Below are 19,021 nucleotides of genomic sequence, written 5' to 3'. Positions count from 1 at the left end.
TGATGAGACGATTAACTGCTGCTCATCAGCCTTGGTCAGGTCGAAGCCGGGAGAGGGCAGACCGGACCCTCGGGTTGTCAGTTTGTTCGCCGAACTGGCCGAGGATCAGATCGAAGGCTCTTGGATCGCGTTGGACAGAGGCCGAAGACTCATTCTCCCCCTCGGTGGTCGAGGCGGCCGTGGTGAGCGATCCGGGAGTCCGGATGGTCCGCTGGGCCACGTTGAGGTAGCGATCGTAGAACGATCCGATGTTGATCTCCGAGGCCGTGAACGGAGGCCGGGGTTCGGGAGTCGTCGGGGTTGCCACGGGAGGTGTGACCGGGTTGGCCACATCGTCCTGAGCCGGGCGAGGATTGGTCGGTGGTTGAACCGGTTCGGGGCGAGTCCGACCGGGTGACTGTGCCGGTCGCTGGCCCGGTTCAGTCTGGAAGAGTGCATAGAACGGGCCGGCGCCCGGATCATTCACACCCACTCCCCGGTTAATCCCGAAGCGGTTGGGGGTGAAGTTCCGGAATCGCTGCGTGATCTGCTGAGGCACGAACGCGTAGGTCGGCAGCAGTCGTTGCAGGTCCGTCCAGTTCCGAACCGGAGTTCCGTCGATCAGATAACCACCGGCCGAGCCGCGCTGGCGATCGGTGATCACGAAGCTGTCTGGAGCCGGGAGCAGGGTGTGAGCCAGCATTTCGAACTGCTGAACCGAAACCACTCCGTCGAGCTTCCCGTCCGCCGAGTAATCGAAGAAATTAAACCGGCGCTGATAGACGTTCGGCTCTCCAGGCTGTTCCAGCTGACTGGTCAGGCCGAGCGGAGCGATTTCATCGGTAAAGACCCCAGAGGTGATGAAGTTCCGTGGTCCATTGACCGGGTCTTCTCCAGGCGGTCGGGCCGTGCCACCGAGCAACCGAGCCATGGCACCCGCTTCGGGCATGCCGATGGTGTTGGCCTTGGTGACGAAGTTCTCGATCTCCTGGGCAGTGATGAACCCATTGTTGTTGGAGTCGATCAGTTCGATCGAGCCCGTGTTGAACAGGTACGGCAGGGCGATGGAGCCCTCGATCGCTGCCACGGCGTTACCGACATCCACTCGGGAGAATTCCCGGTAGAATGCAGGGGTTCCGAGCGAGAAGGGCTGCAACTGGTCAACCACCTCATCGCCGGGGATGTCCGCGTCTTCGGCCGGAACGGCGGTCCACTGCAAGATCGAATTGATCCCGTGCGGGTTGGCGTAGGCTTCCAGGTTCCGGATCATTCCAGGACCGAAATCCAGGGCCGACGAACCCACCGGAGAGGTCAGGTAGGCGCTGACCGTCGAACCATTGGCCGCGAGCTTGCTGTAGTAGTCGAGTGCCGAGGCAAGCAGCGAGTACGATCCGGTGACCATGCCCGAGGAGAGCGAGGTACCCGTTTCGTCGAAGACGAGGTGGCTATTGCCGTCTCCCACGAACGTTCGACGGTAGGTCGGCACCCCGATGGCCGGGGCGGCGAAGTCGGTCGTATGCGTTCGGTTTGCAGCCGAGAGCAGGCGATCCTGGAAGATCGTCAGATCGTTGGCGGCAATGGCCGGCAGGGTGGTGAAGTCGGGGGACAACGCGGCGGGCGGCAAGAGCCGTCCCAGCGGTCCGGGGGCAGGATCGGTTGGGGGCGACGTCGGTCCGAGCCGGAACGGGAACGGATACGATCCGGTGACCGAGATGACCTCGTTGAGGATCGCCGGAATCGGCTCGCCGTTGATGTTGCCGATTTCCGGGGTGTTCGGATCACCGAACTGACCAGACGCCGCAATCGGCGTGATCCCTCGGTGCAGCAAGCGCTGCATCTGGTTCTTCAGGGCGATGACGAGTTGCTTGTTCTGACGGAAGGCCGTCCCTTCGGTGTCGAAGGTCGAGGTCGTGCCGAAGCCGAAGTTCGACGCCACCACCCGGTTAACCTGTCCCGGGCGAACCGGGTCGTTGACGAAGGGCGTGTCGGCCACGAACCGGATCGCGTCGTAGAAGGCCTGGTTCGTCGTGCCCGAGGCAAGCGGGCTGAAGACGTTAACCGGCTGCAGCGTGGCCTGCGGTACGAACTGAGAGATCACGCCCGCGACGAGCGTTCCGTGACCGTTGCCCGCTCCCAGGTCGTCGTTCCCCGCGGCTCCGGTGAAGATGTTCCGGCCCGGCGCGACCCGGCCACGAAGCTGAGGGGTCTGGGCGTCGATGCCGGTGTCGACCACGGCGACCGCGGTCCCTTCACCCTGGAAAGGCACGCCGAGCGTTCGCAGGTCACCCAGGCCGACCAGCTCACCCGCGGTGGAGTGGGCCAGGCTCAGGGTGGACTTGAATTGCCAGATGCCGTCGTTGTCCGCCACGTAGAGTGTCGTGCCGTCGGCCGAGAAGGTGATGCTCAGGCTCGATTCGACGAAGCTTCCCGATCCCCGGACGCCGGACGTGTTGAACCCTTCGGCGAAGGGAGTCACGGTGCCGTCGGGAAGAACGCGGACGACTCGGCCACCAACGTTGCTACCTGGCACATCAACCGTCAACTGAGACGGATTCACGGGATCGACCACGATCCCGCCGGTGCCGCCCCCTTGAACCGGGAGGACGAGCGTTCCTTCCAGGGCACCGTCCACGGCGGGAATGTCGACGCCCACCGCGAGGCCAGACGCCAGGTCGGCGACGAACATGCTGCCGGCGAAGGTCGGGTCGCCGATGACAGGCAAGGCGCCGGCCCCTCCCCCTTCAACGGTTGTCCCATAGGAGAAGAAGCCGAACTCGTCGAAGGCGATATCCTGGAAGCGACGGAACGGGGTCCCGACGGCCGAAATGCGGTCAATGCCCGAAGGGTTGGTTGCGTCGGCCTGAGTCGTGGCGAGGGTCACGAGATCTTCCGGGAAAGGCCCCAGAACAAGACCCTGAATTCCGGCATTCGCCACAATGACTTCGTTACCTGGGCCGGTGTTGTTGCGAATCAGCAACTCACCGTTATTCCCCTGGATTCCGCTGACCCCCGGATCGGGGTCGCTGAAGCCGGGGATGCCGGGCGTTCCGAAGTCGGTGAAGGCCGAGTAGACGCGCGAAACGTAGTCGTTATTGGCAGACGTGAGGCCAACTTCGGGGCCGAAGGTCAGACGCGTATTGGTCACGCCTTGGGGCAGCGGGCCGGAGATGACCTGTGCCCCTTGCATCTGATTGGCGTCGAAGAACAAGGCGGTGAAGCCCGGAGCGTTGGTGCCCGATCCGGCGAACATCCCCCGCAGGAAGTCCTGCTGCTGAGCCGGGGGCACATGCACCGCGCTCGGGCGTCGGACCAGATTTCCGGTGTCCTGGCCCTCGGCGAACACGAGGTAGAGGCCCATGAAGGTCCCGTCGGGACCAATCCGGTAGATCGCGTTCTTCAACGGATCCGTGCGATCAACCGAGGCAACGAACATCGACGGCAGTCCGTCGAAACTCCCCTCGGCGTCGAAGGTGATGTCATACCAGTTGACCAGGCCCGTCTCGATTCCGGCCGAATTCTCAGCCGTCGTGCCCGGTGAGATCTGGTTCAGCACCGTGTTCAAGTCGAAGAACACGTTGGCATTGCCCGTGGCAGGGTCAATGCGGTAGATCACACCCGGTCGACCGCCCGTCTCGATCGGCGGGCCTGCATCGTTGTTTCCGCGAGTGATCGCGTAAACGACCTTGCCGAAGTCGCCACCAGGCCCCGCCTCGATTCGAACAATGTTATTGTCGAACGTCGCGCTCGGGGTGAGCTGCGAGACCGAAACATAGGGGGCTGCACTGAAGGCCGAAGTGTCACCCGCTTCGACCGTGATCACACCGCGGTTGACGTTATCCGCCTGCTCGTCGAAGGGGTCGAAGACCGCGATGCGTGTCGCGGTCGGAAGATAGGGCGCAAGGAGCTGCTTCGTTTCGAGCTGCTGGATCGACTCGATCTGAAAGCGTTGACGACTCCGCGGCTTCTGGGCCCGCGCCCGCGAGCGGTTTGGCTGGGACATTCGGTTCTCTCCTTAGGGCTGACTCGACCATCCTGGACCGAGGCCGAAACGCCCGGCGCCCCTCGGTATCGGCGTCGAGGGTGCCCGCATCTCAGCAAATTCTCGTACCGGCACCGGCGGCTCCAGCAACCGGCGCGATTCGCGGGCGCAGGCCGCTCATTCAGACTCATCGTTTTGATCGGACGATCGATGGGGTCCGCATGAGTCAACCCGAATCAAGGAGCCGAAGTGGGATTTGATTTCCGGTCGGATCCGGGATGGTTCGCCGGAGAGTGTGTCTGGGTGGAGGGGCTTCAAGGTGCCAAGCTCGGCGCATGAAAAACGCCGGAACCGCCCGATCTCGGACGGCCCGGCGAGGCAAGGGCTTGCTTGATTTGAGCAACGTTCCCCAGAGTCGGGGAATGAGCAATTACTCGGAGCTGGGGCCAGGAGAGCCGACAACCCCTTGAGGCCCGGTTCCGCCGCCCTGGGGTCGGGTCTGAGCCTGGAAGGCCCCGGCGCGGCGTCGAACGTCCAGCTCAATCGAGCCGAAGGTTCCTTCATGCCGCTGAATGGTCATGCCAAGGGCGGTCAGGAGCCGCTTGGCGGTGTAAAAGTTCATGACCAGCCGCTGGTTGGCTTTGACGTCCTGACGGCCCGTGGCGAACGGCTGAGGGTTGAGGCCGAAGTCGAGGATGACTTCTTCCGGAGTCGCCGTGACCCGGCAGAAATTGGAATACGACGGCACCGTGTTCGTATCGTCGACAAACACTTCGGTGGTCGCGCCCTGGGCCTGGCCTTGCGGTGCAGCTTGGCCTTCTTTTTCCGGTCCCGCTCCTTCGCCGCTGCTCATGGCATACTCCTGAATGCTTCGGATAAGAATCCGTAAGGGATACGGTCAGTCGGGAGTCGAACAACCGCTGTTGCCCTGGAATTCGCTGGGAGATCACCCCTCATCGGGTGAATCCGATTGAGAGATCCGATTCCGAGCCGCGAGTAGAGATGCGGCTGGGTTCGAGTGCGCAATTCCCCCGACGCGACGCCAGTCTGACGGAAGCTTCGCTGGCGATCAAGGCGTTTTCCAGTGAATCATGCGGCCGAGGAGGCCGATTCGGACCCCATGCGCAGCAGAGGCCCATGCAGGTGAGTGTTCTGTTGGGGACGACCGACGAGACGATCCAGCAGCGCCAGGGTTCTCCCGGTCGCTCCCCGCTGGGCAAGCACGAAGCCGCGGGCGCCTTGACCCCGAGCCTGGGCCGATTCTGGGGCCGCCAGATCGGATCGAAGCGCCTCGGTGAGTTCGTCGGCATCGCGGACGACCCGGGCCGCCTGGCGATCAAGTAATCCTTCGACCGCTTCGCGAAAGTTACTCGTGTGGGGACCAAACAGCACCGAAGCGCCAAAGGCCGAGGGTTCCATCATGTTTTGCCCTCCCCGGCCCGGAAAAAGGCTGCCGCCGACAAATGCCAGGTCGGCCATCCCCCAGAGGCTCGACAACTCGCCGACGGTGTCGATGAGGAGAACCGGGGGCAGGTCTCCCGGGCTCGGCGCCGGCGGCGGCTCGTGTTCGACACTCCGTCGCCAGACCGAATGCCCCTGGCTCTCGATCCAGCGAGCGAGGTCAGCCCCCCGTTCCGGATGCCGAGGGACGATCACCAGCCTTAGCTCCGGATGATCGACCCGGACTGTCTGATAGGCGTGAAGTGCAACGGCTTCCTCACCTTCCATGGTGCTTCCGGCCACGAAAATCGGCCCGGCCGCGCCCTCCAGGCCGAGCGATCGCCGAAGCGAACGAACCTTGGGCGCGTCTCGGTTGGCTTCCAGCCCGTCGTACTTAATGGAGCCGGTAACCGTGACTCGATCCGCGAGCATTCCGATGTCGCGGAATCGCGCGGCCGACTCCTCCGATTGGGCGCCGACGACGTCGAGCCGACGAAGGGTTGGGGCGAGCAAGGCTCGGAACCGACGGTAGCGGGGATGACTTCGACGACTGATCCGGCCGTTGATGACGGCAACGCGTGTTCCCTGGTTCGAGGCCGCTCGGATCAGGTTGGGCCAGAGTTCCGTTTCGACCAGCACGAGGGCCGACGGCCGGACGCGGCTGAGTGCCCGACTCACTGCCCAGGAGAAATCCAGAGGGGCGTAGAAGGTCACCAGATCAGGAAAAGTCCGGCGAGCGACCTCAAGGCCGGTCGAGGTGGTGGTCGAGATCACCACCTCCCATTCCGGTCGCCGACGGTGCAGATCGGCGATCAGGGGACGGAGCAGGAGCACTTCTCCGACGCTCACGGCATGGAACCAGAGGCAAGGAGCGTTGCCCAGCCTTCTCGGAACGCGTCCCCAAAGCTTCTGGGCGTGACCGTCTCGGTACTTCCCGGTGCGCCAGGCTCGGAGCAGCAAGACCGGCGAACAGATCGTGAGCAAGACGAAGTAAGCCGCATCAAGCAGATAGGGCATCGAGGCATCCTTTCCTGACCCGCCTCGCCCGAACCGGGCGATCAACTCATCGCGGTCGAAACAGACCCGGACGCGGGAACATCCCTGAATTCCCGCGTGACCGATTCGTCGAATTCTTCAAGCAAGCAGGATGCCAGTCGGACTTGGTCGCAAATCTTGTGACGTGTCTCGATCGGATTCGCTCTCGCGTGAGCGAACCGAATTCTTGATCTCACAGGAGGTTAGAGTCCGGTGAGCCGTCAAGGAACGATCACCGGACTGGAGAAAGATCGGTCAGAAAGGGGCGCCATCCCCCCCTTTTTTCATGCAGCATGCCTTGAATTTTTTACCTGACCCGCATGGGCAGGGGTCATTCCGGCCAACCTTTTTGCCGACCTTGCGAACGGGTTCGACCTTGGTAGTCTCCCCTTGTCGCTGGCTGGCGGCGATGGCCGCCTCTTGCTGGGCCCTCATGGTTCGCCCATCGGCGGAGACGGCCCCAACGGGTTCTCCGCCCGAGGTGGTCGAGGGGGCGTCTTCCTTGATCGATCGAGCTCGATCGAGTTGCCAGCGGGCTCCGAGATAGGAGAGGAAGTCCGGATCGACCTGTTCCATGCGGAAGACCAGGTCGGTGATCTTATCCGAGACGCTTTGCCACATCTCGTCGTAGATACGCTTGCCTTCGCGCTTGTACTCAACCTTCGGATCGACCTGAGCGTAGCCTCGGAGGCCGACCGAGCTGCGGAGGTGGTCCATGGTCCGGAGGTGTTCCATCCAGCTCTGATCGAGAATCTGGAGCAGGAGGACTTTCTCCATCTCGCGCATCTCGGGCCGATGGCGAGCGTCGAGGGCACCGATGAGCTTCGAGCGAGCCCCTTGAGGACCAAGCTCGGTCAGTTCCTCGACGGTGGTTTCGACTCCAAGCTCCTGCCGGGCCCAGTTCGACAGTTCGGCCAGGGCGGCCGGGTCGGTGTCGCCGTTGTCTTCAAAGGCGGCATCGAGCTTCGTCTGGAGCTCATCGTAGAGGTGTGCCCCGGTGTAATGATCGTGGGCAACCTGGACGAGCAGTGTTTCCATCTCGGGACGGAGCAAGGGTTTCAGTGCTTCGACGTCAACCGGAGTGCCGAACCGTTCCGACGCCCAGGCGGCCAGACCTTCCCGGTCGTACTTGGCCGGTTGGCCCGGTTTTGGTTCGACAAGGAATCGGCTCATCCCGACCCGAACCGGGAATTCCGCTTCCTTTCGAGCGTACAGCTCGCGTCCCTGATGCTTCAGATCAGAGGCAACTTCCTCGGCCGATTTGCCGGACCACTCGGCCGGATCGGTCGTGAGGCCGAACTTGCGATGCACCCATCCGGCCAGCGACCGGATGCCCCAGTCTCGGCTCACGAACTCGCGGGCCGGCTCCAGGTCGGTGTTGCGGATCGTTTCGACAGCCTGTTCTCGAATGAAATCGGCCAGGCCAATGCGGTCGATCTCGGCTTCGCCGTCCACCGTTCGAGCGAACCGCCGCAAGTCGCGATCCTTCAGATTCAAGCTGTAACGAGCATTGGCCCAGCTCGTCAGAGCCAGCCAGTTCCATTCGGACGATTCGGCCTCGGAGGGAAGATTCTCCTCGATCGCCTCATCGATGGCGTCGGCGGCCTGACCCTCAGCGCGGTCTCGGGCCCGCTCAACGGCCTCCTCGAACGGGTCGCCCCGGAAGTCTCGGGCCTCGAATTCGACGCCCAACCGCTGGCCGACCCAGGCGGCAAAGCTGGCCAGGCCATAGTCGGGGTCGAGGAACTGGGCGACCGCGGCGTCGATCTGACGATCGATCATCGTCAGGATCTCGTCCTTCGTCGGGGCGCCATCGAGCAATCGCTGACGGAACGAGTAGACCCCCTTGCGCTGGGTGTCCATGACCTCGTCGTATTCGAGAAGGTTCTTGCGGGCGTCGAAGTTCCGTTCCTCGACCTTCTTCTGGGCTCCTTCGATTCGTCGGGAGACGAGCCTGCTCTCGATCGCCTCTCCCTCTTGCATGCCGAGCCGTTCGAGGACACCGGAGACCCATTCTCCGGCGAACTTCCGCATCAGGTCGTCCTGGAGCGAGAGGAAGAAGCGAGAGCTGCCCGGATCTCCCTGGCGACCGGATCGGCCGCGGAGCTGGTTGTCAATTCGTCGCGATTCGTGGCGCTCGGTGCCGATGATGTGCAGGCCGCCCAGTTCGGCGACCTCGCGCCCCTCGGCCTTCATCTCCGGTTCGTACTGATCAACGGTTTGCTTCCAGACCTCTGGCGGAACTTCGAGCCGAGTTGGGTAAAGCGGGCGTCCGTCCTCGTCTTTCAGGCGGCTCAGGTCGGCCCAGGCCATGAACTCGGGATTACCACCGAGAATAATGTCGGTGCCTCGACCGGCCATGTTGGTCGCAATCGTGACCCGACCCTTGCGGCCGGCCTGGGCGACGATCTCGGCCTCCTGCTCGTGGTACTTGGCGTTGAGCACCTTGTGGGAGATGCCGTAACGCTTGAGCATCTCAGCGAGCAACTCCGACTTCTCGATCGAGGTCGTGCCGACAAGGATCGGGCGGCCGGTCGGGTGGACCTCTCGAATCTCATCGATGATGGCCTGGAACTTCTCCTTCTCGGTCCGGAAGATCACGTCGGGCTCGTTGACACGCTGCAGACCCCGGTTGGTCGGGATGGCCACAACGTCGAGCTTGTAGACCTTCCAAAACTCGTTCGCTTCGGTCATGGCCGTGCCGGTCATGCCCGAGAGCTTGGTGTAGAGTTTGAAGAAGTTCTGGAGCGTGATCGTGGCGAGGGTCTGATTCTCTTCCTTGATCTTGACCCGTTCCTTGGCCTCGACCGCCTGGTGCAGGCCGTCGGACCACTGTCGGCCGACCATCAAGCGGCCGGTGAACTCGTCAACGATGATGATCTCGCCCTTGTCGCTGACGACGTACTCTCGGTCGCGCTTGTAGAGGTGGTGCGCTTTGAGAGCGTTGTCGATCAGGTGGGGCCACTCCATGTTTCCGGGAGTGAAGAAGCTTTCGACCCCGGCCAGACGTTCGGCCTCTCGGATCCCGTCCTCGTTCAGGTGGGCGGTGCGTTCCTTTTCCTTGACCTCGAAGTGTTCCCCCTCGCGAAGCTGCCGGGCGATTCGGTCGGCTTCGGCGTACTTCTTCACATCGTCGAAGGCCGGGCCGGAGATGATCAAGGGGGTTCGGGCTTCGTCGATGAGGATCGAGTCCACCTCGTCGATGATCGCGTAGTGCAGCGGCCCCTGGGCCTGCGACTCCCGAGACGGTTTCATGTTGTCGCGCAGGTAATCGAAACCGAACTCATTGTTCGTACCGTAGGTGATGTCGCAGCCGTAGATCTTCTGTCTTTGGCGAGGGTCCATCTGCGACTGGATCGCCCCGACCGTCAATCCGAGGCCGTTGTACAGTGGGCTCATCCACTCGGCGTCTCGGCGGGCGAGGTAATCGTTGACCGTGATGACATGCACCCCTTTGCCCTCCAGGGCATTGAGGTACGCCGCCAGGGTGGCCACGAGGGTTTTCCCCTCGCCGGTGACCATCTCGGCGATTTTGCCCTCGTGCAGGACCATGCCGCCGAGGAGCTGTACGTCGTAATGACGCATTTTGAGGAACCGCCGTCCCCCTTCGCGGCAAACAGCGAAGGCTTCAGGCAGCAGGTCGTCGAGTGTCGCTCCCGAGGCAAGCCGCTTCCGGAATTCGGTCGACTTCTGCTTCAACGCGTCGTCGGAAAGACGCTCGACGGTTGGCTCCAAGTCGTTAATCTGGGAGACGATCGGTTGCAGGCGTCGAATCTGACGCTCGTTGGAGTTTCCAAAAACCCGGACCAGGCCGTGGGAAACTCCTTCGCTGAAGGCATTCAGGGCGTTGGTGGTTTTGTCCCACAAATCGCTAAGAAGAACCGTCGCCTCCATGACTGTTGACCGCCTCCCGCGGAAAAGGGTGTGCCGCTCTAACTTCAATGATGAAAAGATTTTATTGAAATGCTGAATCCTGGTCAAGCGAGGCTTGACCAGGTCTCTCCATCACTATAGGACGTGACAGAACGCCGGACTCGCGGCGCAAGGGTTCTGGCGGTAGAATCGGGCATGCCTATTGGTTATCGGACCGAACCGCCCGCACCCAAAGAGGAGCGTCGCAGTCTCGTGGAGGATTCCGTATCGCAGGAGGCAGCCGGAGCCTCTCGCCGGTTGATTGTCCTCGGCAGCGGCACATCGACTGGAGTTCCGGTGCTCGGATGCGATTGCCCGGTCTGTCGGTCGGACGATCCCCGGAACGTCCGGACTCGACCAAGCGTCCTGCTGCGTCTGCCGGCAGGCGATCTCTTGATTGATACTCCCCCGGAGCTTCGCCTGCAATTGCTGAGAGAGGGAATCCACCGAGCCCACGCGATCCTCTACACTCATGCCCACGCCGATCACCTGTTCGGCCTCGATGACGCTCGATTGTTTCCAAAGATGATCGGTGGCCCGGTCCCGATCTACTGTGAGCAAGAGGTCGAGGAGGCCATCCGCCGGGCCTTCTCCTATGCGTTTGACGAACGGGCCTTGCGGATTCCCCGTGGGGGCGTCCCGCAAGTCGAGTTCTCCCGGATCGGGTCCGACGAACCGTTCTGGGCGCTCGGCGAGCAGGTCGTTCCGATCCGCCTGCATCACGGCCGATTTCGGGTCCTCGGCTTTCGGATCGGCGGGCTCGCCTATTGCACGGATGTTTCCGAGATTCCCGAGGAGAGCGCCCCGAAGCTGGAGGGGCTCGACACCCTGATCCTTGACGCCCTCCGGCCCGAACCGCATCCGACTCACTTTTCGCTCGACGAGGCGCTGGCCGTCATCGAACGGTTTCGTCCCCGGCAAGCCTATTTAACTCATCTCTCTCATTCGTATGATCATGGGGCGGCCGAGGAACGCTTGCCCCCCGGGGTCCGGTTGGCCTACGATGGCCTCGCGATCCCCTTTTGAGGGGGCTTCGAGGCGTAGCCCTGGCCGATTGGTGGCGCCGGAGCCAGAATCCTGCTCGTGGCCGAGCTGGCCGCCTCCCCTTGGTGTGATGAGGAGCCGACTTCCGATGCCCGCCGACCCAGCGATGGTCGACCTCCTGGCCTCATTCGGTCAGGATCATGTGCTTCGATTCTGGGATGAACTCGATCCCGAGGGTCGGAATCGTCTGATCGGCCAACTGCAGCGGCTCGACCTGCCGCGATTGGCCCTTCTGATTGATCGCCTGGTGCGCAACGCCTCAAAGGATGAAACCCTGGCGATCGACCCGCAACAGGTCGAACCAGTCGATGTTCGACGGGTTCCTCAGACCGATTCCGAGCGCGTGATCCGCCGCCGAGCGGCCGATCGAGGCGAGGCAGCGCTGGCGGCCGGAGAGGTCGCGGCCGTACTCGTTGCGGGTGGCCAGGGAACCCGGCTCGGGTTTGATGCCCCGAAAGGCACTTACCCCATCGGCCCCGTCTCGGGAGCCAGTCTGTTTCAGCTTCACGCCGAAAAGCTGGTGGCGCTGGCCAAACGCTTCGGCAAGCCGATTCCGCTTTACATCATGACCAGCCCCGAGAACCACGAGGCGACCACCGAGTTCTTCGCCAATCACGATCAGTTCGGGCTCGATCACGTGCGGTTCTTCGTTCAGGGGCAGTTGCCTGCGGTCGATGCCGCCACCGGCAAGCTCTTGCTGGCCGAAATGGATTCCCTCGCGCTGAGCCCCGATGGCCACGGTGGAACAATCACCGCCCTGGCGGCTCGAAACCATTCCGATCGGCCGAGTTGTCTGGAGGAAATGCGCGATCGAGGCGTCCAGACGCTCTTTTACTTCCAGGTCGATAACCCACTCGTCCAGATTTGCGATCCGGCCTACCTGGGGCTTCATCTCATGGCCGAGGCCGACATTTCCTTCAAGGTTGTCGAGAAGCAACGGCCCGAGGAAAAGGTTGGCGTGGTCGTTCAGGTCGACGGTCACGCCCAGGTTATCGAATACTCCGACCTACCGACCGAGCTGGCCGAGCGTCGAGAGCCCGACGGCGGCCTCCAGCTCTGGGCCGGGAGCATCGCGATTCACTGCTTCGATCGCGCGTTCCTCGAACGCCTTGTTTCTGGGGGAGGCCAGCTCCCGGTCCATCGGGCCTTGAAGAAGGTGCCGTACCTTTCGGAATCCGGTCAGCGCGTCGAGCCTGAGGCGCCGAACGCGGTCAAATTCGAGACGTTTATCTTCGACGCGCTCCCCCTGGCCGATCGCTGGTCGATTGTCGAGACCGAGCGGGCGATCGAGTTCGAGCCCTTGAAGAATGCCACCGGGCCCGACTCTCCCGCGACCGTCCGGCAGCGGCTCAGCGATCTGTTCGGCGACTGGCTGGAACAGGCCGGAGCCAAAGTCCTGCGCCGCGGAGACGGCTCAGTGCCATTTGGCATCGAGATCAGTCCCTTGTTTGCGCTCGATGCCGCCGAACTGAAGCAGAAGATCGAGCCTGGTCTGGTCGTCGATCGCCCGCTCCATCTTGGCCCCTGACGAGAGGATGCTCAGAGGGTTGATCGGAGTCGAGCATTAAGTGCATCGGCTCCGAGTGTTGGTCATACTGATCTGTCCTGCGCGTGCGCATGTTCCCACTTGACGAGGAATGCCCGACCCGACGCCGTCAGGCGAAACGTCGGTCAGGAGGTTCGGTTTCGTGCTTCATGCTGTGATCATGGCCGGTGGTAGTGGCACCCGCTTCTGGCCCAAGAGCCGCCGCAATCGTCCGAAGCAGTTGCTGCGCCTTCACGGTGATGCCACGATGATCCAGCAGACCGTCGAGCGGATTCTCCCGCTCGTCCCTTCGGATCGTCTCTGGATCATCACCGGAGCCGATCAGGCGGCGGCGACTCGCGAGCAGCTTCCGGACCTGCCAGCCGATCAGGTCGTCGGTGAACCTTGCCCGCGTGATACCGCAGCCTGCGTGGGGCTGGCCGCCTCGCTGGTGGCCGGCCGGGATCCCGAGGCGACCATGATCGTCATGCCGGCCGACCACGTCATCGAACCGGCCGACGCCTTTCAGGCAACCGTTCGGGCGGCGGCCTCGGTCGTGAACGACGATCCGACCGCGTTCGTCACCTTTGGCATCGCTCCCGATCGACCGGAGACCGGCTACGGCTACATCGAACGGGCCGAGGAACTCGGACGCCCCGAAGGCATTCCCCTCTACCGGGTTGAGCGGTTCCGCGAGAAACCGGATCGCGCCACGGCCGAGCAATTCCTCAGCACCGGTCGGTTCGTCTGGAATGCCGGGATCTTCGTCTGGCGAGCCCAAGCTGTGCTTGACGCCCTGGCCCGTCATCGCCCCGGCCTGGCCGAGGCAATCGGTCGGGTGGCCGCGACCCTCGGGACCCCGACGTTTCAAGAGGTCCTCGATCGTGAATATCCGGGGATGGAGAAAATCCCGATCGACAAGGCGGTTATGGAACACGCTGAGAACGTCCGGGTCCTGGAAGTTCCCTACCGCTGGAACGATGTCGGCGACTGGCGAGCCCTCACGGCCCTGGTTCCCCCCGATGACCGAGGCAATACGATCCAGGGCCCGGTGAACGCCGTTGAAACGTCCGGCTGTATTGTGGTGGCAGACGAGGGACGGCTCATCGCCACGCTGGGGGTCGAGGATCTCGTGATCGTGCAATCGGGCGGCGCGACGCTTGTGGCACGCAAGGATCAGCTCGACCGCCTCAAGGCCCTCGTCGAGGGCCTTGGTGAGGCGGGGTTTGGCGAGACCCTGTAAGCTGTCCGAGCCAATCGGCTCAGGAGAAGTGCTTTCTCAGCAGGGCGAGGCTCTCAGGAACCCCGACCTCGGCATCCTCGTTCCCTTCGAATTCGAGGGAGATCCACCCTCGGTAGCCGGAGTTTCGAAGGATGGAGGCGATCCGGGCGTAGTCGAGGTCAAGCTCGTACCACCGACCCCCGCCGAAATAGGTCTTCGCCTGAACGAGCGAAATCGGGACTTTGCTGGAGGTCATCGCTTCCATCTGCTCGTAGGAACGCTCCAGGAAGTTGCCGGTGTCGAGGGTCATTTGAAGCCAGGGCGAGTCGATGGCCTCGACGATGCGGAGGACTCCCTCGGCCGTTCGCCCGAGTCCCCAGTGATTTTCCAGGCCCAGGACGACACCACACTCGGCGGCCTTTGGCAGGAGTGCTTCGATCGCGGCGATGACCCATTCGAAGGCCTGGTCGTCGGTGTAGCCGGGCAGGGTCGGTTCGATTCCCTTGTTGGCCATCAGCTCATCGAAGCTGCCGCTGGTGCCCCAGCGCCCGGTGTTGATCCGCATTGTCGGGATGCCGAGGCGGTAGGCCAGTTCAATCTGCCCCAGCGTTTTGGTGACCTCGGACTGACGGAATTCGGCGTCGGGGCTGACAAATCCCTGGTGGGTGGAAAAGCCCATCAACGCGAGGCCGAGGGAATGAGCCCGACTCTTGATCGCCTGCAACGCCGCGTTCGAGGTGTCTCGCATCTGAACCAGCAGAATCTCGACCCCGTCGAATCCCATGTCCGCGGCGCGGTCGACGCACTCCAGGATGCCAAGCCGTTCGCCCCGGAACTGCCAGAACGAGTAGGTGGAGACGCCAATCGGGTAGCGGTGTCGATCCAACTCGGCCGGGGAATCTCCTGCCTCGTCGATCGGTGCCGCCGCGATGCGGGAGAACGGGCTGCTTCCCAACCCGATGGCCCCCGCAACCACTCCGGCACGCTCCAGAAATCCTCTCCGGTGGATGTCGATCATCGTGTCAAGTCTCCTCGGTTGCCGCCGCTCCGAGAACTGGAATCAGCGCAGTTCGGGTGAATCAGGAAGGGAACGCCGGGTCGCCCGGCTTGCGTCGGTCGGTCCTGCCGACGATCCATCATGCTGCGAACCAGGATCAGCCCGACGATACCGTCTGCATCGGGGCCGACGATAGTCTTTCGACCGAATTCTTTGGCGTCTCAGGGAAGCCGACACGGAACTCGAAGGGTTCTCTCAATTCCTTCGGTTCAAGGTGGTCTTCGGCCTCTTTCAGATGGTGTGCCGCGTGAGTACAGTGAAGGGGCATCATGATCGTCGCTTCCCATTCCGACGATCCCGCCCCCACCACCTCGGAAGGATGTGATCGTGATTCCGACGATCTCGCAAATCGGACGAGGGATGATGGCTCTGGCCCTTCTTGTGGTTCTGGCGATGACCTCCTCGGTTGCCAGAGCGCAAGACCTGGGTCTTGAAGACGAGCTTGAGCCGATCGAAAGCGAATCCGTCCGGCGGTTCCGAGAACTGACCGATCCTGAAACCCGAGCCGATCCGGCCCGGAAGGATCAACGCCCGCCCTTCGAGTTCTACCGCACTCAGGTGGCGCCCTTTGATGTCCTGACCTACTTCAAACCCAATCACTGGGCCACGCTCTCCCAGGAATTTCAGGCCAACCTCGCCGATTACCAGGGCCAGCTGAGAACCGCTCAGATTCCTCTCCGCAACATGCCCCGCTCGGTCGCGTTCCGGCGAGAGGCCCGATTGCCCGAAGGGGAGCCGATGCGATTAAGCTGGCCGGCATTCTTCCCTCAGGAGTCCCGAACACTCGACATCGAATTGGTTCGTCCCGGAGCGATTCGACCGGATGACTCGACACAGGCGCAACTCCTGCCGATGATGCCGCACCAGATGCTCTGCGTCGTCCTCTCCAACGACCCGGCGGCCTTCGACATCTGGAAACGCTTTCAGGCGCTTGTTCCGGCGACAACGGACCTCGGCGATCAACAACAGGTCGAGCGAAGCAGTTACTACCGGCTGGTGATTCCCCAGGAGACCGGCAAACCCAATCTCCCGACGCATCCCCTGACCTGGACCACCATTAGCCACGTCCTCTGGGATGGGTTCGATCCGAACGAGCTGGATGTCGGGCAGCAGCGGGCCTTGATCGACTGGTTGCACTGGGGAGGGCAGCTCATCATCTCCGGTGGGGCCACGTCCACCCTCGCCTTGCTGTCCGATTCCGAAAGTTTTCTCTCCCCTTACCTTCCGGCGGAACCTTCGGCCGACTCAACAACGCTGTCCGAGGAGGATTTGCAAGCCCTGGCACGTGGTTATCCCCCCCCGGTCTGGAGAATCGAGCGACTGGACGATCCCCAGGGAGATTGGACCCTGCCAGGGATGCGCCCTCCCGTGCGAGGCGTTACGGCGAACTCGCGCTATGGGCCGAGCGAACCGATCGATCTCGCTCCCGATCGCCCCTTCTTCCTTTCTGGGTTGTCTCCTCTGCACGAGGATGTGAAGTGGATAACCGACGACCAGGGACGCCGCTTCGGGATCGAACGCCGAGTGGGCCGAGGACGCATTCTCTGCCTCGCATTCGACCCCAAGGAAGCCCCCCTGCTGCGCTGGAACGGCTATGACACGTTTGTCCGTCGCGTCGTGTTTCGACGCCCGGAAGACCGCTGGAATCCGGCCGATCCCAACGCCCTGTTCGTGCTTCCTGGCCCCGAACTGAGCTGGTATCGCTTGCTCGGTCGAGACCTCGAACCGGAGGCCACCCGACCCCGGAGATCGGCCTTTTCCCGCCCCGAACCGTTCACTCCCGGAGGACTTGGCCTCGATGATCCGATGGATGCGGCCCTTCCCGGCGATCCGGTCGCGGCGTGGCTCGACACGGCGAAATTACCCAGTCTCGCCAGGCAAGGGCTGGTGACCGCATCGGGCATTGAGGTGCCCGGGGCTCCGTTCGTTCTGCGAGTGATCCTGGCCTATCTGGTGGCTTTGGTCCCTTTGAATTGGCTCCTCTGCCGGTATGTTTTGAGGAGACGGGAACTGGCCTGGGTCATCGTCCCCTTGCTGGCCTTCGGTTTTGCACTGGCGGTTGAGCGAGCCGCTGCCATCGATACCGGTTACGACCGAGCTTGCGATGAAGTCCATGTGCTGGAACTCCAGCCAGGGTATCCACGTGCTCACCTGAGTCGCTTCACGGTCCTCTACTCCACGGGCCGAGAAACGTTTTCGCTCTCCTATCCGGGGGAACCGTCTGCCCTAGCCCTACCACTGAACGCCAACCTGGGAATTCGAGGAGAGCAGACGATCGCCTCAACCTGGCAATCCTCACCCGAGCCGGCACTTCTCGACTTCAGGGTTGAACCCCGCAGTCTTGCCATGGTGCGATCCGAGCAAATGCTCGATCTTCGCGCCGGCCTGTTCTTGCAAGATTCCACGGAGGGAACGGTGATGATCGGAAACCCGACGGAGCTGAATCTCCGCGATGCGGTTCTCGTCGAGGTCGGAGGCGCCGGCGGCAGACAGAACCGCTACACGCCGATCGGAACAATCCCCTCCGGAGAGACGGTCCTCCTTCCCGAGGACGCTCCGTCGTTCTCCGAGGTCCCGCAACTCCCGGACAATTCCGCCGAGGGGCGGCCCGATTGGATTGACGTGCAGGAATTTCTTGACGAGCTTTGCGCCTACAACTGGGACCGTCCCGAGGATGCCGGAGCGCTTCGACTGGTTGCCTGGACCGAGGCACTGATGGCGGGCCAGACCCTTGAGCCGAGCGTCGACCGCCATCGAGGTCTGACCCTCGTGGTGGCTCATCTTCGCTACGGCCCTCCGCCATCTCCTGACCAATCCTGGTACACCTCCGTTCGTCCCGACCAGATGCAACTCAATCGAGCTCCCTCGGAGTCAGACCGGCCATGATCGAGGTGCGGAATTTCACCAAACGCTACGGCGAGTTCGTGGCCGTCGATGATTTGAGTTTCTCCATTGGTGAGGGGGAGATTTTCGGCTTCATCGGCCCCAACGGCGCGGGGAAGAGCACGACGATTCGATTCCTGGCCACCCTGCTCCGCCCCAGTTCCGGTGAAGGGTTCATCGCCGGGCACTCGGTGACCGAAGACCCGATGGCCGTTCGCAAGGTGATCGGCTTCATGCCCGACGACTTCGGAGTCTATGACGGCATGAAAGTCTGGGAATTCCTCGACTTCTTCGCCGTGGCGTACATGATCCCCCGGACCTCCCGGAAGAAGATCATCGCCGAGGTCCTTGAGCTGCTCGACCTGACCCACAAGCGCGACGACTACGTCAACGGCCTCTCCAAGGGGATGAAGCAGCGCCTCTGCCTGGCCAAGACTCTGGTCCACGACCCTCCCGTCTTGATCCTTGATGAACCAGCCTCGGGTCTCGACCCCCGTGCACGAGCCGAGATGAAGGCCCTCTTGACGGAACTTCGGTCGATGGGCAAGACGATTCTCGTCTCCAGCCACATTTTGCCCGAGCTGGCCGACTTCGTCACCTCAATCGGCATTATCGAGCGCGGCAAGCTTCTCGCGGCTGGGAGCGTTCAGGAGATCCAGCGGCAGCTTCGCACCCATCGTCGCCTCGAAATTCGGGTCACCGACCCCGATCTTTCCCATGCCGAGGCGATCTTGCGGGCTGACGAGAAGGTGCACGACATCACCAGCTATGATCATACCCTGACCGCCGAGGTCGACGGCGGCGAGACCGAGATGGCTCGCTTGCTCCACCATCTGATCTCGGCCGGGGTGGGCGTCCAGTCCTTCTCCGAAGTCGAGATGACGCTCGACGAGGTCTTCATGACGGTCACCAAGGGCATCGTCAACTGAGGCGGCCCCGGGGCCG

10 protein-coding genes are annotated in these 19,021 nt (G+C 62.7%); 5 read left to right on the top strand and 5 right to left on the bottom strand.

Going from position 1 to position 19,021, the window contains the following annotated elements; translation table 11 throughout:
* Positions 1-25: 25 nt before the first annotated feature.
* The 4 genes from GA615_RS07945 to secA form a co-directional block, all read right to left on the bottom strand.
* A complete protein-coding gene (locus GA615_RS07945; protein ID WP_152050747.1) occupies positions 26-3,979 on the bottom strand; it encodes a S8 family serine peptidase in 3,954 nt (1,317 codons plus the stop codon).
* Between the two features lie 409 nt (positions 3,980-4,388).
* Positions 4,389-4,811, bottom strand: a complete 423-nt coding sequence (locus GA615_RS07940) for a DUF3467 domain-containing protein (protein ID WP_152050746.1) — start codon at positions 4,809-4,811, stop codon at positions 4,389-4,391.
* A 236-nt stretch (positions 4,812-5,047) separates the two neighbouring features.
* The gene (locus GA615_RS07935) at positions 5,048-6,415 is read right to left on the bottom strand and encodes a 3-deoxy-D-manno-octulosonic acid transferase (protein WP_152050745.1); all 1,368 of its coding nucleotides are present in this window, start codon (positions 6,413-6,415) and stop codon (positions 5,048-5,050) included.
* A 273-nt stretch (positions 6,416-6,688) separates the two neighbouring features.
* Positions 6,689-10,327 (bottom strand): preprotein translocase subunit SecA, encoded by a 3,639-nt coding sequence (gene secA / locus GA615_RS07930; RefSeq protein WP_152050744.1) that lies wholly within the window; start codon positions 10,325-10,327, stop codon positions 6,689-6,691.
* A 315-nt stretch (positions 10,328-10,642) separates the two neighbouring features.
* Between secA and GA615_RS07925 the strand changes: the two genes are divergently transcribed.
* From GA615_RS07925 to GA615_RS07915, 3 genes are all read left to right on the top strand, one after another.
* Positions 10,643-11,371, top strand: a complete 729-nt coding sequence (locus GA615_RS07925) for an MBL fold metallo-hydrolase (protein WP_235905215.1) — start codon at positions 10,643-10,645, stop codon at positions 11,369-11,371.
* 106 nt (positions 11,372-11,477) lie between these two features.
* Complete coding sequence (locus GA615_RS07920; protein ID WP_152050742.1) at positions 11,478-12,917, top strand: UTP--glucose-1-phosphate uridylyltransferase; 1,440 nt, start codon at positions 11,478-11,480, stop codon at positions 12,915-12,917.
* 160 nt (positions 12,918-13,077) lie between these two features.
* Positions 13,078-14,157, top strand: coding sequence for a mannose-1-phosphate guanylyltransferase (locus tag GA615_RS07915; RefSeq protein WP_152050741.1), 1,080 nt, complete (start codon positions 13,078-13,080; stop codon positions 14,155-14,157).
* 19 nt (positions 14,158-14,176) lie between these two features.
* On the opposite strand, the gene GA615_RS07910 is transcribed toward GA615_RS07915, so the two are convergent.
* Positions 14,177-15,154: a sugar phosphate isomerase/epimerase family protein gene (locus GA615_RS07910; RefSeq protein WP_152050740.1), complete on the bottom strand. Its 978-nt coding sequence runs from the start codon at positions 15,152-15,154 to the stop codon at positions 14,177-14,179.
* A 366-nt stretch (positions 15,155-15,520) separates the two neighbouring features.
* Between GA615_RS07910 and GA615_RS07905 the strand changes: the two genes are divergently transcribed.
* A complete protein-coding gene (locus tag GA615_RS07905; protein ID WP_152050739.1) occupies positions 15,521-18,079 on the top strand; it encodes a hypothetical protein in 2,559 nt (852 codons plus the stop codon).
* Positions 18,076-19,005, top strand: a complete 930-nt coding sequence (locus GA615_RS07900; protein WP_152050738.1) for an ABC transporter ATP-binding protein — start codon at positions 18,076-18,078, stop codon at positions 19,003-19,005. The genes GA615_RS07905 and GA615_RS07900 overlap by 4 nt, the downstream gene beginning before the upstream one ends.
* Positions 19,006-19,021 lie beyond the last annotated feature (16 nt).

Origin of the sequence: Tautonia marina (genome assembly GCF_009177065.1) — a bacterium.
GTDB classification, from domain to species: domain Bacteria; phylum Planctomycetota; class Planctomycetia; order Isosphaerales; family Isosphaeraceae; genus Tautonia; species Tautonia marina.
Note: the sequence above shows the minus strand (reverse complement) of the source record. Positions and strands in the feature narration are given on the sequence as shown.

Bases quoted from the DNA above. Each gene is read 5' to 3' on its own strand.
- secA (WP_152050744.1), bottom strand. From the start codon at position 10,327: ATGGAGGCGACGGTTCTTCTTAGCGATTTGTGGGACAAAACCACCAAC.
- GA615_RS07910 (WP_152050740.1), bottom strand. From the start codon at position 15,154: ATGATCGACATCCACCGGAGAGGATTTCTGGAGCGTGCCGGAGTGGTT.
- GA615_RS07920 (WP_152050742.1), top strand. From the start codon at position 11,478: ATGCCCGCCGACCCAGCGATGGTCGACCTCCTGGCCTCATTCGGTCAG.
- GA615_RS07935 (WP_152050745.1), bottom strand. From the start codon at position 6,415: ATGCCCTATCTGCTTGATGCGGCTTACTTCGTCTTGCTCACGATCTGT.
- GA615_RS07945 (WP_152050747.1), bottom strand. From the start codon at position 3,979: ATGTCCCAGCCAAACCGCTCGCGGGCGCGGGCCCAGAAGCCGCGGAGT.
- GA615_RS07940 (WP_152050746.1), bottom strand. From the start codon at position 4,811: ATGAGCAGCGGCGAAGGAGCGGGACCGGAAAAAGAAGGCCAAGCTGCA.
- GA615_RS07900 (WP_152050738.1), top strand. From the start codon at position 18,076: ATGATCGAGGTGCGGAATTTCACCAAACGCTACGGCGAGTTCGTGGCC.